Raw genomic sequence first — 13,225 nt, forward strand, 5'->3', positions numbered from 1 at the left:
TGTCAGGGGCCTGACTTACCGCCCGCCGTGTCGGACCCCGACGCCGGTAACGCAAGCGTTTGCGCCTGCACGCCTTGCCGCGTAAACGTCATCCGCGTGACGATTTCCAGAATGTCGTAGCGCTGCTTCATCTCTGGCGAAAAATCGCCGAATGGTGCGCTCGCCTGCACGATCGCGACCGCGCGCCGGTCGAGATCCTTATTGCCCGAGCTACGGGTGATTTCCACCCCCTGCACATCCCAGCCATCCTTGTGATAACCGAGCCCGCCGCGCTGATTCACGTTGAGCGTGACGATCAACTCGCCGTAAAGGCGGTCGTTGCCCACTTGCGGGAAATGGTCGGTGCCGTAGCGCTCGATGCGATGACGCAGCGTGTCGAAGTAACGCGCATAGGCCACTTCACGTGTATTGGCCGTGACCTGTCCGCGCTTCGGACGCGTCTGATACGCCCGCAATTGCTTGTCGATTTCGGCCTGCAACCGGGCGATCTGTTGGTCGACCGTTTGGTCGTCCTGCCCGCGCCCGTTTTGCGCGGCGTTGCTCCGGCTGCGTTGCGATTCCGGCACGGCTGCGTACTGGCTGCGCAACTGCGAAAGCAGCTTTTCCTGCACGGCCTCGAGTTCGCTCACACTGCGCTGAATCTGCGCCACAGGGGCACCGTCTCGCTCGACGGCGCGCGACGGTAGCGGCGAAGTGGCGCGCTCGCCATCGTGTTCGCCACCGCCCACCAAATTCGCTTGGGCGAGCGCCGTGGCTTTGTCGGGTGCGTTGGCGGATTTCGCATTGACGAGGACGACTTCGAGCGGCGTGTCGGCGCTATGCAAGCGGAAGCTGTCGGGCGCGACGAAATGCACGGCCAGTGCGATCAAATGCACGATGGCCGAGATGGCGAGCCCCGTGGCGAGCGGATGCTCGCGCACGAGCGCCCAGCCGCGGCGGCGAGCCGCGGCCAGATCGCCGGACGCGACAGCCGGTTTCAGCACGCAGTGTTCGCCGAAGCGTTGGCAGCCCCCGCGGCCATCAGCGCCGCCCCGAACGGGGACGGTTCAGTGACTGCGGTGGCATCGGTCGCATCGGTCGCAGCAGCGGCACGCTCGGCGCGGTCGTCGCGATCGTCTGCGCCGCTGTCGTCGTCGCGCTCGGTGCCTTCGGCGTCATCAGCGTCATCGCCGTCGTCATCCTCAACGCCGCCCTCGGCATCGGTGGCACCGTCGATGTTCCCGTCGGCACCGTTGCCGCCTTCCTGACCGCCTTCGCCACCGTCACCATCGTCTTCGTCGTCGGCCAGCAGCGACTGGCTGGCGTCGAGCACCTGCGAGACGCGCACCGAAATACCGAGCGTGACGACGTCGAGCGACAGCACGTCGAGCATGATTTGCGTACCGCGCGCATGCGGTGCGAGGCCGGGCACGACCAACGTGAGCGGCACGTCGTTCAAACGCACCGTGTCGCCCTTGAGCACACTCGCCTGCACCTGCGACTTGTTCTCTTGAAGCAGCCAGCGCAGGCACCAGTAACGCTCCATGCGGCTCTGATGCTCGGCATATGCAGCGTAAGCCGCTTCGAAGCTCGACACAGTGACGTACAGGTCGGCATCTTTCGGCTTGAACGGTGCCGCCAGCTTGGCCGTCACGCCATGTCGCACGCAAGCCAGCAACTGCCACTGATTCACCAAGTCCACATAGCGGCGCAGCGGCGAGGTGCTCCATGCGTACTGCTCGACGCCAAGCCCTTCGTGCGGTGCGGGCGACGTTTGCATGCGCGTGCGGTTCACGCCATAGGCACGCTGCGCGCGATAGATACCGGGCACGCCGCAGTCGGCCAGCAAGCGGCCCCAGCGGCTGTTCGCCAAAATCGCCATTTCCGCCACGATCAGATCGAGCGGCGCGCCACGCATGCGCTGCTTGATCGTGACGTGCTCGCCGTCGACGTAGAAATTGAAATCGGTCTTGTTCTGCACTTCCGGGCGCAGGCCGTAGCCCACGCGCGCCGCCTGACGCTTGTCGTAAAGCGATTGCGCGAACGGCCACAGCAAGCGCAGTTCTTCCTTATGGGGATACTCGCCGCTGCCGTCGGCCAGCGTTTCGGCCGTGATGATCGAATCGAGTTCGTTATGACGCAGATTGGCGGAGATCGGCACCATTTCGGCGCGCGTCTCGGTCGTGACAATCTCGTAGGTATCGGCCTTGACCACCACATACAGCGAGAGCGCCGGACGCGCACCGCCTTCGGCGAGCGTGTAGGCCTCGACCACCGAGTCGGGCAGCATCGTGATCTTCTCGCCCGGCGCATAGACCGTCGAGAGGCGCACGCGCGCAATTTCGTCGATGGCGTCGCCACGCGCGATACCGAGCGCCGGCGCGGCAATGTGAATCCCTACGCGCAGCAACCCGTCAGGCAGCACCTGCACCGACAGCGCATCGTCGATTTCCGTCGTCGTGGAATCGTCGATGGAGAACGCCTGCACGTCGGCCAGCGGCAAGTCTTCGGTCGGCACCGGCGGCGCCCCCACATCGGGGAAGCCCGTGCCACGCGGGAAGTATTCGTACAGGAACGCGGCTTCGTGATAGGCGCGCGGCGAGGCAATGCCGCCACAGGCCAGCATCACTTCGGCTTGCGTTTTGCCCAGCGCGCTGGCGGCCGCGTCGAGGGCCTTCCATTCGATAGCGTTTTTGTCCGGGCGGAACAGCAGTTGCAGTTCCTTGCCCTTGAGCGCGTCGGGCAGCGTGCCCGCGATCATCTGCTCGGCGTAGCTCGCTTGCAACTCGGCCTGCTGTTGCTTACGTGCGAGACCGGCGAGCGCCGCCTGAATCTGCTCTTGCGGCGCGCGCTGGTATTGACCACGGCCTTTGCGGCGGAAGTAGATTGGCGACGCTTGGAGGGCGAGTGCTAGGCCCGCTTGCTGCGCCACGCTCGCGCCTTCGCCGAAGTATTCGGCCGCGAGCACCGGGAACGCGAATTCCTCGGCCGGCGCGCATTCCCACAGGAAGCTCATGTCGATATCTTGCGACGCCGCCTGCGCCTGCACGATCAACTCGGCCGGCGCGGGAGACTCGAAGCGCAAGAGAACGTCGCGTCCCTTGATCTTGCTGCGGCGTCCGCCCGGCAGCTCCACCTGATACGACTCGCCCTGCTGCGACAACACCGTGCCGGCCTTGAAGCCGCCGGATTCCTCAAAAAAAATGTTCATGAAACAGCCATCGATCGCAATAGGCGACATTGTAGCCCGCCGACGTGCGGCGGTTTAGGGCGAAAGGGGAACGCGCGTGTCGTCACGGCCATCGGCAGCACTTGCCGTGGTTTGCCGTCGACGCGAATCTCATTCCCCGGCAAAAGCGGCCGACGTGCCGATGGGCGTGGGCACATCGATGCCGGCAAACCGCAGCACGTCGTCCATGTAGTCGACGAAATCGGAAATCCCGTGATCGCTGCCTTCGATCAACGTCAGCTTGGCCCCCGGGAATTTCGCGACCATGTCGCGATAGTCGAGCGTCTGATCGCCGGTCGCGGCCACGAGGTAGTAGCGCTCCGGACGCGTGATCTGCGCCACATCGATCATGCGCAGCTCGTCGAGGTGACGGGGCTCCACGACGATCGTGCCGCCACCGTGCCACATCGGCTGCTCGCCCAGCCACTTCCCGAGATCGTCGTACGGGCGCGTAGCCGGATTGAGCAGCACCGCGCGGCAACCGAGTTTCTCGGCCAGATAGGTCGCGTAGTAACCGCCGAGCGAGCTTCCCACGATGGTCAGTTCGTCGGGGTTCACGCCGGTGAGCAACCGCTGGGCGTCGACGACTGCCGCCAGCGGCGACGGCGGCAGTTGCGGGCATGCCCACACGTGGCCCAGCCCAAGCTTGTGCATGCGGGCGGCCATCAACTGCGCTTTGAACGAACGCGGCGAGGAACGGAAGCCGTGCAAATAGAGAATCATGTAAGGCTCCGGAAAACTTGTAGGTCGGTGGTGCGGGCGGCGATCAAGGACGTCATGAATCCTAGATTAGGCGCGCGCCGCGAGCGCATCGAGTAATTTCTGATGAATGCCGCCAAAGCCGCCGTTGCTCATGACCACCACCTGATCGCCCGGCTGCGCGGCCGCGACCACGGCACGCACCAGCCCGTCGATATCGCTGAACGCTTGGCCGCGCGCACCGAGCGGCGCCAAGGCCTCGGCCAAATTCCAGCCGAGCGAGTCTTTGCCGCTCGGGGCGCCATAGCCGAACACCAGATCGGCATCGGCCAGACTCGCGGGCAACTGCGCCTTCATGACGCCCAGCTTCATCGTGTTAGAGCGCGGTTCGAGCACGGCCAGAATGCGCGCCTCGCCCGCGCGGCGGCGCAGACCGGCAAGCGTGGTCTGGATCGCGGTCGGGTGATGGGCGAAGTCGTCGTAGACGGTTACGCCAGCGGCCACGCCGCGTACTTCCATCCGGCGCTTTACGTTCTCGAACTTAGCGAGCGACGCGGCACCTTGTTCGGGCGGCACGCCGACGTGACGCGCCGCTGCAATGGCCGCCAGTGCATTCATCCGGTTGTGTTCGCCTTGCAGTGCCCACTTCACTTCACCCGCCGCGGGTTGCCCGTGATGCACCCAGAACGCTTCCTGTCCGGGCGCGAGCGTCTCGGTCGCCTGCGCGACGTGCCAGCCGTCGGCCACGCCAAAGCGCTCGACTTCGCTCCAGCAGCCCCGTGCCAGCACACGTTCGAGCGCAGGCTCGCGACCGTTGACGATCAAGCGGCCCTGCCCCGGTACCGTGCGCACCAGATGATGGAATTGCGTCTCGATGGCGGTCAGATCCGGGAAGATGTCGGCGTGATCGAATTCGAGGTTGTTCAGAATGGCCGTGCGCGGGCGGTAGTGGACGAACTTCGAGCGCTTGTCGAAGAACGCCGTGTCGTACTCGTCGGCCTCGATCACGAAGAAGTCGCTTTCCGTCAGCCGCGCCGAAATGCCGAAATTCATCGGCACGCCGCCAACGAGGAAGCCCGGGTGATAGCCGGCATCTTCCAGAATCCACGCAAGCATCGACGTGGTGGTGGTCTTACCGTGCGTACCGGCCACCGCCAGCACCCACTTATTAGCAAGCACATGCTCGCCCAGCCATTGCGGCCCCGAGGTATAGGGAAGATTCCTGTTCAGGATCTCTTCCATCAGCGGGTTGCCACGCGAGACCACGTTGCCGATCACGAACAGGTCGGGCTTGAGCGACACCTGGTCCGCGTCGAATCCCTCGATCAGCTTGATACCTTGCGCTTCGAGCTGAGTGCTCATCGGCGGATAGACGTTGGCGTCGCAACCGGTGACGGTGTGTCCGGCCTGACGTGCCAGAACCGCCAGACCGCCCATGAACGTGCCGCAGATGCCAAGAATATGAATATGCATGGATGGGGAGCAGAGGAGCAGATGAGGACGGGCCAAGCCCGTGCGGGAAATGGGAGTGCGGATAACCGAGGGCTACATTGTACCTGCCGCGTGATGCGGGTGGCCCGCCCGTGGTTGTCCGGGCCTTGTGCGGCCCCCGCCCCGTCGGCGCGTCACACCACGCAGGCGGCCGGTCACGCCTTTCGGGTATCATCGGCCGCATGACACGTAAATCCTGGACCGATGCCCAACGCCTGCGCGAAGAAATCACGCTCGCGGCCGCTCGCCTCATCGCCGAGGAGGGGGCCGACTACGCCACCGCCAAGCGCAAGGCGGCCAAGCAGGTGACGGGCGAGACGCGCATTGCGGGCGAATTGCTGCCGGATAACGACCAAATCGAAGCGGAAGTGCGCGAGTACGTGCAGACGTTCATGTCCGACACGCAGCCCGCCGAACTGGCGCACCTACGCGGCGTCGCCCTGAACGTCATGGACGAGCTGGCGCGCTACCGCCCTTACATCACGGGCGCGGTCTATAACGGCACCGCCACGGCGCTATCCGACATCTATTTGCAGGCATTTTGCGATAACCCCAAGGAAGTCGCTATCGACCTCCTGAACCGGGGCATCGACTACGAGGTCTCCGAGTCGCGCCATTTCAATGGCCGCGGCATGGTCGAGACCCTAAGTTTCCTGTGGCGCGAGCGGGGTCAGCGAGGTGAACCCGCCGGCGTGCACCTCTCGCTCTATTCACTCGACGACATGCGCGGCGCGCTCAAGGCCAGCGACGGCAACGGCCGCCCGGCCCGCACGGACGCGAACGGTTTGCGCGCCGTAATGGCTGCAACGGCCGCATCGGCCGCATTGGCCGCAACGCAAGCGCCGTCTCAAGCTTGATTTCCCTTTTCCCGTCATGACAAAACGCATCGTCATTCTGGTGATCCTGGCGCTCGTGGGGCTGTCCGCCGGTTTCTGGCTCGGCCACCGCAACCAGCAAGCCGCCGATACCTCCGACGCCGCCGTCGCCCAACTGCTCGCGACTCGGCTGCCCGACCTCAAGGGCACGGAACAAGCCGTGTCTCAGTGGAAAGGCAAGACGCTCGTGATCAACTTCTGGGCGCCGTGGTGCGGCCCCTGCGTAGAAGAAATGCCCGAGTTGGCCGCCCTTTCCCATGAATATGCGGCGAAGAACGTGCAATTTGTCGGGATCGGCATCGATACCGCCCAGAACATGATTGCGTTCGAGCAGAAGGTGAAAGTCGATTACCCGCTGCTGGTGGCAGGCTACGCAGGCACCGATCTGGCCCGGGCGCTGGGCGACAAGGCAGGCGCCTTACCGTTTACCGTGGTGGTCGACGCCCAAGGACGCATGCACTATCAGAAGCTCGGCCGCATTACCACCGACGAAGTGCACGCGGCGCTCAAACCGCTTATCTGACCCCACTTGTACGGGGTGTTTCGGTGGGCGGCCCCCGCCTAATGTAGCCAGACACCCCGGAAACCCGCGTATTACGGTGCCGATTTTCGCCCTACTGGACAAAATCGACCAACTGGCGTTTAATTGCGCCCAATTTCGTGAAATTTGATTCGCCGATGCCTCACCGCATTCTCGTGCTACACGGCCCTAACCTGAACCTGCTCGGTACTCGCGAGCCGGAGGTGTACGGTCGCACGACCTTGGCCGACATCGACAATGCCCTGCTGGCTCAGGCCCAGGCAGCCGGTGCCGAACTGGCGACGTTTCAAAGCAATCACGAAGGCGCACTGGTTGACCGGATTCAGGCCGCGCGCGGTGAATCGATCGATTTCATCGTGATCAACCCTGCGGCCTATACCCATACGAGCGTGGCAATTCGCGACGCGCTGGCGGGTGTTGGCATCCCGTTCGTCGAAGTTCACCTCTCGAACGTGCATGCCCGCGAAGCCTTCCGGCATCACTCGTATTTTTCCGATATTGCGCAAGGTGTGATCTGCGGCCTGGGCTGGCGCGGGTATACCTACGCACTCGATTTTGCCCTGCACCGGCTCACCGGCGGGTAGTCCTCTCATCCCCAATTTCCCATCGCGGGACGCTGTTCCCGCGTCGATACCGAATCAAGGAGCTTCCTTCATGGATTTGCGCAAACTCAAGACGTTGATCGACCTCGTGGCCGAATCGGGTATTTCCGAGCTCGAAGTCACCGAAGGCGAAGGCAAGGTCCGCATCGTCAAGGCACCGCCGCAAGTGATCGCCGCCCCGATGCAAATGGCCATGCCGGCAGTCCCGCAAATGAGTGCGCAACCCGCTGCCGCTGCCCCCGCAGCCCCGACCCCCGTGGCACCGGCTGTGCCGCAAGGTCACATCGTGACCTCGCCGATGGTCGGCACGTTCTACCGTGCGCCGTCGCCGGGCGCCGACGCGTTCGCGCAAGTGGGCGACTCGGTCAAGGAAGGCCAGACGCTGTGCATCATCGAAGCGATGAAGCTGCTCAATGAGATCGAGTCGGACAAGGCCGGCGTGATCAAGGAAATCCTCGTCGAGAACGGTCAGGCCGTGGAATACGGTCAGCCGCTGTTCGTGATCGGCTAAAGCCAGTTGCCGGACATGCGCGCGTTGCTGCGGCTCTCGGCTTTGCCGTGCCGCACCGCCGGGTGCCCGGCCCCGCTCCTTACCCCTACGGGCAGGACTGCACATAATGTTTGAAAAAATCCTCATCGCCAATCGCGGCGAAATTGCCCTGCGCATCCAGCGTGCGTGCAAGGAAATGGGCATCAAGACGGTTGTCGTCTACTCCGAAGCCGACAAGGAAGCGAAGTACGTCAAGCTCGCCGACGAAGCCGTGTGTATCGGCCCGGCACCGTCGCAGCTCAGCTACTTGAATATGCCGGCGCTCATCAGCGCGGCAGAAGTCACCGATGCTCAGGCGATTCACCCGGGTTACGGCTTTCTCTCCGAGAACGCCGACTTCGCCGAGCGCGTCGAGCAATCGGGCTTCACGTTCATCGGTCCGCGCCCCGACACCATTCGTCTGATGGGCGATAAGGTCTCGGCCAAGCAGACCATGATCAAGACCGGCGTGCCCTGCGTGCCGGGTTCGGAAGGCGCGTTGCCCGACGATCCGAAGGAAATCGTGCGCATTGCACGCCAGATCGGGTATCCGGTGATCATCAAGGCCGCAGGTGGCGGCGGTGGTCGCGGCATGCGCGTGGTGCACACGGAAGCGGCGCTCGTGAACGCGGTCAACATGACGCGCGAAGAAGCCGGCCGGGCGTTCAACAACCCGGAAGTCTATATGGAGAAGTTCCTCGAGAACCCGCGCCATATCGAAATCCAGGTGCTCGCCGACAAGCACAAGAACGCCATCTGGCTGGGCGAGCGCGACTGCTCCATGCAGCGCCGTCACCAGAAGGTGATCGAAGAAGCGACCGCGCCGCTGATTCCGCGCCGTCTGATCGAGCGTATCGGCGATCGTTGCGCCGACGCTTGCAAGAAGATGGGCTACGTGGGTGCCGGTACGTTCGAATTCCTGTTCGAAAACGGTGAGTTCTACTTCATCGAAATGAACACGCGCGTGCAGGTCGAACACCCGGTGACCGAGATGATCACGGGCATCGACATCGTGCAGGAACAGATTCGCATTGCCGCCGGCGAGAAGCTCGCCCTGCGTCAGCGCGACATCCAGTTCCAAGGTCACGCGATCGAATGCCGTATCAACGCCGAAGATCCGTACAAGTTCACGCCGTCGCCTGGCCGTATCACCGCCTGGCATATGCCCGGCGGCCCGGGCATCCGTGTCGACTCGCACGCTTACAACGGTTACTTCGTGCCGTCGAACTACGACTCGATGATCGGCAAGCTGATCGCCTACGGCGCCACGCGCGACCAAGCGATCCGCCGCATGCGTGTGGCACTGTCGGAAATCGTGATCGAAGGTATCCAGACCAACATTCCGCTTCACCGCGAAATGATGCTCGACGCCAAGTTTGTCGAAGGCGGCACGAGCATTCACTATCTGGAACACAAGCTGGCGCAGAAGACTGCCGTCGGCGGCAATTAAGTCGTTTTATCTGTAAGGAAGTCGTCGCCATGTATCGCGAACTCGTCGTGGAAGTTGCCCGCGCCCAAGCTGAGGCCCTGTCGGACACCCTGATCGATCTGGGCGTCCTGTCGGTCTCCGTGGAAGACGCGGATGCCGACACCCCCGACGAGCAACCGATGTTTGGCGAGCCGGGTCTCACCCCGCCGGACACCGCGTGGCAGCGCTCGCGCGTGGTGGCCCTGGTGGGGGAGGATCAGGATGCCTCCGTGCTGCTCGCGGCGGCCGTCAACGAACTGAACTTGCCCGAGACGCCGGCCTTCACGCTGCGCGACGTCGAAGAGCAAGATTGGGTGCGTCTGACGCAATCGCAGTTCGAGCCGATGCAGATCGGTCAACGCATCTGGGTCGTGCCGTCGTGGCACGACGCCCCCGATGCCGACGCGCTCATCCTCGAACTCGATCCGGGCCTCGCGTTCGGCACCGGCAGTCACCCGACCACCCGCTTGTGCATGGAATGGCTCGAACAGCACGTGCAATCTGGGCAGTCGCTGCTCGATTACGGTTGCGGCTCGGGCATTCTGGCCATCCTCGCGCGCAAGTGCGGCGCCGATCCGGTCTTCGGTATCGACATCGATCCGCAAGCTGTCGAATCGGCACGCTATAACAGCGAGCGCAATCACGCGCCGGTCGAATACGGCCTGCCCGACGATCTGCGCGATGGTCAGTTCAATATCGTGGTCGCCAACATCTTGTCGAATCCGCTCAAGCTGCTCGCGTCGATGCTCACGTCGCGCGTGGCGCCCGGTGGCCGACTCGCGCTCTCGGGCGTGCTGGAACGTCAGGCCGATGAGGTGATCGCGGCTTACGCGCCCTATATGAAGATGTCGGTCTGGCGCGCACACGATGGCTGGGTCTGCCTGCACGGGCAGGCCGCCGGTTAAATCCACATAACGCGCCGAGTCCTATGACCCCATCCCCGCGCGTTCTGGCTACCCGCTGTCCCCACTGTCATACCGTCTTTCGCGTCGTCGCGGATCAGCTCAAGCTGCGCGACGGCCTGGTGCGCTGCGGCCACTGCCGCGAAGTGTTCGACGGACGCACCTATCTTTGCGAACCGCCGAAAGACGACGGCGAGCCGCACGTTGCTGCCGATACCGGTCTGGCGACGGACGGCATCACGGCAACTGATCGTTCGGCAACCGCCGACGCGGCACCTGCCCCGGCGCAGGCTCACGAAACGCATGCGGCAGATATTGCCTCGTCGTCCGCCGTGCCTTCGGTCCCGGCGCTCTTTAGCGACGCCCCGGCGCACCCCTCGCATACCGCGCATTCATCGCCCCCCTCGCATCTCTCAGATGCCGACGCGACGACATCACGCGCGCCGGTGCCTGAAATGCTCACGCCGACGGCCATCGCGGCACTGCTCGGCACGGCTGACGAGAGCCGCGCGCAGATGCAGCACGGCCCGGGCCGGTACATCGACGATGACGACGCCACGGTGTTGCCTGCACCGACGGCTACGCCGGTAAGCACCACGCGCACAGGCACCCCTGCCACTGCTTCGAACGGGAAACAACCGGGCGCTGCCCGCATTGTCTGGCGTGTGTTGATGATCTTCGCGATCGTCGGCCTGCTCGCGCAGTGGGCGTGGCTCGAACGTGCGGCGCTCGTCGATCGATTCCCTGTCCTGCGGCCTGCCTTGGCTGTGATCGGTCGCCCGCTGCACATTGCCGTAGCGCCGCCGCGTCAACCCGAGATGCTGCAACTCTCCAGCGTGACGTTGGTGACAGACGACGGCGCCTCGGCGAGTGCCGACACCGCAGCGCAAGCCGCACCGGCGAGCGATGCTTCGGCAGCTTCTGCCGCATCCGCCGACAGTGTGCCGATGACGCTGACCGTCTTCATGCGCAACGATGCCGGGCATGCGGTGGCATGGCCCTCGCTCGAACTCACGCTCTCGGATATCGACGGCAAGCCGGTGGTGCGTCGCGTTTTCGCCGCCGCCGATTACGTCGCCGAGGGGCCGTTGCGCGATGCTGGCCTTGCACCGCACAACGAACGCACGATTCGGTTACGATTGTCGGCGCAAGCAGCGCTTGCCAGTAACTATCGGGTGCTCGCGTTTTATCCCTGATAGCGCTGCCGCACTCAACACTAGGAGATATCGATGTCCCAAGTCACCCTCGGGGGCAACCCCATCGAAGTCGACGGCCAGTTCCCGCAGAAGGGGCAGACCGCACCGGCGCTCAAGCTGGTCAATGCCAAATTGCAGGACGTCACGCTCGATGACTTCGCTGGCAAACGCAAGGTTCTGAACATCGTGCCGAGCCTCGACACGCCGACCTGCGCCACCTCGACCCGCAAGTTCAACGAAGCCGCCGGTAAGCTCGAGAACACCGTTGTGCTCGTGATCTCGGCCGACCTGCCGTTCGCCATGAGCCGCTTCTGCGCAACCGAAGGCCTGAACAACGTCGTCACGCTCTCGACCATGCGTGGCCGTGAGTTCCTGAAGGACTACGGCGTGGCCATCACCACCGGCCCGCTCGCCGGCGTGAGCGCCCGCGCTGTGGTTGTGCTCGACGCGGACAACCGTGTCGTGCACGCCGAGCTCGTGCCTGAAATCAAGAACGAACCGAACTACGACGCCGCGCTGGCTGCACTGTCGTAATTCGCAAGTTCATCGGCCACGAAACGTTGTGGCCGATTGCATGACCTGTGCCGGCGCCCGCGCCGGCACATTGCCGTCCGGCAACTCGCCGCCGTGTACTGGCGAGAGCGCACGCTGCGCCGCTTTGTGCGGTCATCGACGCTGTCGCCAACGCATGACTGTTTTGCACGCCTCGCGTCGCCAACGCGCGCCGGGCGCATCCTCTGACTCTTCGCAAGGAATCATCTCGTGACTACCGTGATCTGCGGCTCGCTCGCCTACGACAACATCATGACGTTCGAAGGCCGCTTCGGCGAGCACATCCTGCCCGACCAGGTGCACATCCTGAACGTGAGCTTCCTCGTGCCGACCATGCGCCGCAACTTCGGCGGCTGCGCTGGCAACATCGGCTATAGCCTGCATCTGCTCGGCGGTTCGCCCACGGTGATGGCAACGGTGGGTGAAGACGGCGGCGCGTACCTCGAGCGCTTTGCGTCGCTCGGTATGTCCACCGAGTTCGTGCGCACGGTCCCCGACTCGATGACGGCCAACGCGATGATCACCACCGATCTGGATAACAACCAGATCACCGCCTTCCACCCGGGCGCGATGATGTTCTCGGCACAAAACCGCGTGAGCGATGTGAAGGGCGCGACGCTCGGCATCGTGGCCCCCGACGGCCCCGATGCGATGCTCGCGCACGCCGAAGGATTTGCCGCCGCCGGGGTGCCGTTCGTGTTCGATCCGGGTCAGGGCCTGCCGATTCTCTCGGCTGAGACACTGCGTCGCATCGTGGAACTCGCCACTTATCTCGCGGTCAACGACTACGAAGCCAAGCTCCTCGCCACCAAGACCGGCTGGTCGCTGGAAGATCTCCAGTCGCGTGTCGAGGCACTGATCGTCACGCGCGGAGAACACGGGGCCCTGATCTTCGCCGACGGGAAGCAGCACGACATTCCTGCCGTAAAAGCCAAGCGTGTCGTCGATCCGACCGGATGCGGCGACGCCTTCCGTGGCGGGTTGCTCTATGGCATCGAAAAGGGTCTGGACTGGCCGACCACTGGCCGACTGGCCAGCCTCATGGGTTCGCTCAAGATTGCCGAGCAGGGCCCGCAGACCTATGCACCGACGCGCGCCGACATCGACGCGCAATATGAAGAAGCGTTCGGCCACCGCTTCGAATGATTCCAGGATATTAACG

General features: G+C 64.0%; 13 protein-coding genes. 9 read left to right on the forward strand and 4 right to left on the reverse strand.

Annotated elements, in window-relative coordinates; translation table 11 throughout:
- Nucleotides 1-2 precede the first annotated feature (2 nt).
- The 4 genes from PPN31114_RS18920 to mpl form a co-directional block, all read right to left on the reverse strand.
- Nucleotides 3-983 (reverse strand): energy transducer TonB family protein, encoded by a 981-nt coding sequence (locus PPN31114_RS18920; RefSeq protein WP_246182635.1) that lies wholly within the window; start codon nucleotides 981-983, stop codon nucleotides 3-5.
- Nucleotides 977-3,190, reverse strand: a complete 2,214-nt coding sequence (locus PPN31114_RS18925) for a ribonuclease catalytic domain-containing protein (protein WP_150681014.1) — start codon at nucleotides 3,188-3,190, stop codon at nucleotides 977-979. Before PPN31114_RS18925 ends, PPN31114_RS18920 begins: the two co-directional genes overlap by 7 nt.
- 129 nt (nucleotides 3,191-3,319) lie before the next feature.
- Nucleotides 3,320-3,931 (reverse strand): YqiA/YcfP family alpha/beta fold hydrolase, encoded by a 612-nt coding sequence (locus tag PPN31114_RS18930; RefSeq protein ID WP_150681015.1) that lies wholly within the window; start codon nucleotides 3,929-3,931, stop codon nucleotides 3,320-3,322.
- A gap of 66 nt (nucleotides 3,932-3,997) precedes the next feature.
- On the reverse strand, nucleotides 3,998-5,380 hold the full coding sequence (gene mpl, locus PPN31114_RS18935) for a UDP-N-acetylmuramate:L-alanyl-gamma-D-glutamyl-meso-diaminopimelate ligase (RefSeq protein ID WP_150681016.1): 1,383 nt from the start codon (nucleotides 5,378-5,380) through the stop codon (nucleotides 3,998-4,000).
- 200 nt (nucleotides 5,381-5,580) lie between these two features.
- Between mpl and PPN31114_RS18940 the strand changes: the two genes are divergently transcribed.
- From PPN31114_RS18940 to PPN31114_RS18980, 9 genes are all read left to right on the forward strand, one after another.
- A complete protein-coding gene (locus PPN31114_RS18940) occupies nucleotides 5,581-6,255 on the forward strand; it encodes a UDP-N-acetylmuramate--alanine ligase (RefSeq protein ID WP_150681017.1) in 675 nt (224 codons plus the stop codon).
- Nucleotides 6,256-6,271: 16 nt separating this feature from the next.
- A complete protein-coding gene (locus PPN31114_RS18945; protein WP_150681018.1) occupies nucleotides 6,272-6,796 on the forward strand; it encodes a TlpA family protein disulfide reductase in 525 nt (174 codons plus the stop codon).
- 155 nt (nucleotides 6,797-6,951) lie between these two features.
- Nucleotides 6,952-7,398: a type II 3-dehydroquinate dehydratase gene (gene aroQ, locus PPN31114_RS18950; RefSeq protein ID WP_150681019.1), complete on the forward strand. Its 447-nt coding sequence runs from the start codon at nucleotides 6,952-6,954 to the stop codon at nucleotides 7,396-7,398.
- Nucleotides 7,399-7,468: 70 nt separating this feature from the next.
- Entirely contained in the window at nucleotides 7,469-7,927 is a 459-nt protein-coding gene (gene accB / locus PPN31114_RS18955; protein ID WP_150681020.1) for an acetyl-CoA carboxylase biotin carboxyl carrier protein, read from the forward strand.
- Nucleotides 7,928-8,033: 106 nt separating this feature from the next.
- Nucleotides 8,034-9,395 carry an acetyl-CoA carboxylase biotin carboxylase subunit gene (accC, locus tag PPN31114_RS18960; RefSeq protein WP_150681021.1) on the forward strand — a complete coding sequence of 454 codons (1,362 nt, stop codon included), beginning with the start codon at nucleotides 8,034-8,036 and terminating at the stop codon, nucleotides 9,393-9,395.
- 29 nt (nucleotides 9,396-9,424) lie between these two features.
- Nucleotides 9,425-10,318, forward strand: a complete 894-nt coding sequence (prmA, locus tag PPN31114_RS18965; protein ID WP_150681022.1) for a 50S ribosomal protein L11 methyltransferase — start codon at nucleotides 9,425-9,427, stop codon at nucleotides 10,316-10,318.
- A gap of 23 nt (nucleotides 10,319-10,341) precedes the next feature.
- Nucleotides 10,342-11,511 (forward strand): DUF3426 domain-containing protein, encoded by a 1,170-nt coding sequence (locus PPN31114_RS18970; RefSeq protein ID WP_150681023.1) that lies wholly within the window; start codon nucleotides 10,342-10,344, stop codon nucleotides 11,509-11,511.
- A gap of 33 nt (nucleotides 11,512-11,544) precedes the next feature.
- Complete coding sequence (gene tpx / locus PPN31114_RS18975) at nucleotides 11,545-12,045, forward strand: thiol peroxidase (protein WP_150681024.1); 501 nt, start codon at nucleotides 11,545-11,547, stop codon at nucleotides 12,043-12,045.
- Between the two features lie 228 nt (nucleotides 12,046-12,273).
- Nucleotides 12,274-13,209 carry a carbohydrate kinase family protein gene (locus PPN31114_RS18980; RefSeq protein ID WP_150681025.1) on the forward strand — a complete coding sequence of 312 codons (936 nt, stop codon included), beginning with the start codon at nucleotides 12,274-12,276 and terminating at the stop codon, nucleotides 13,207-13,209.
- The last annotated feature ends 16 nt before the right edge of the window (nucleotides 13,210-13,225 follow it).

This window comes from Pandoraea pneumonica (assembly GCF_902459645.1).
In the GTDB taxonomy this organism is placed as follows: domain Bacteria; phylum Pseudomonadota; class Gammaproteobacteria; order Burkholderiales; family Burkholderiaceae; genus Pandoraea; species Pandoraea pneumonica.

Coding starts and splice junctions, on each gene's coding strand:
- PPN31114_RS18940 (WP_150681017.1), top strand. CDS start 5,581: ATGACACGTAAATCCTGGACCGATGCCCAACGCCTGCGCGAAGAAATC.
- prmA (WP_150681022.1), top strand. CDS start 9,425: ATGTATCGCGAACTCGTCGTGGAAGTTGCCCGCGCCCAAGCTGAGGCC.
- PPN31114_RS18945 (WP_150681018.1), top strand. CDS start 6,272: ATGACAAAACGCATCGTCATTCTGGTGATCCTGGCGCTCGTGGGGCTG.
- mpl (WP_150681016.1), bottom strand. CDS start 5,380: ATGCATATTCATATTCTTGGCATCTGCGGCACGTTCATGGGCGGTCTG.
- accC (WP_150681021.1), top strand. CDS start 8,034: ATGTTTGAAAAAATCCTCATCGCCAATCGCGGCGAAATTGCCCTGCGC.
- accB (WP_150681020.1), top strand. CDS start 7,469: ATGGATTTGCGCAAACTCAAGACGTTGATCGACCTCGTGGCCGAATCG.
- aroQ (WP_150681019.1), top strand. CDS start 6,952: ATGCCTCACCGCATTCTCGTGCTACACGGCCCTAACCTGAACCTGCTC.
- tpx (WP_150681024.1), top strand. CDS start 11,545: ATGTCCCAAGTCACCCTCGGGGGCAACCCCATCGAAGTCGACGGCCAG.
- PPN31114_RS18930 (WP_150681015.1), bottom strand. CDS start 3,931: ATGATTCTCTATTTGCACGGCTTCCGTTCCTCGCCGCGTTCGTTCAAA.
- PPN31114_RS18970 (WP_150681023.1), top strand. CDS start 10,342: ATGACCCCATCCCCGCGCGTTCTGGCTACCCGCTGTCCCCACTGTCAT.
- PPN31114_RS18925 (WP_150681014.1), bottom strand. CDS start 3,190: ATGAACATTTTTTTTGAGGAATCCGGCGGCTTCAAGGCCGGCACGGTG.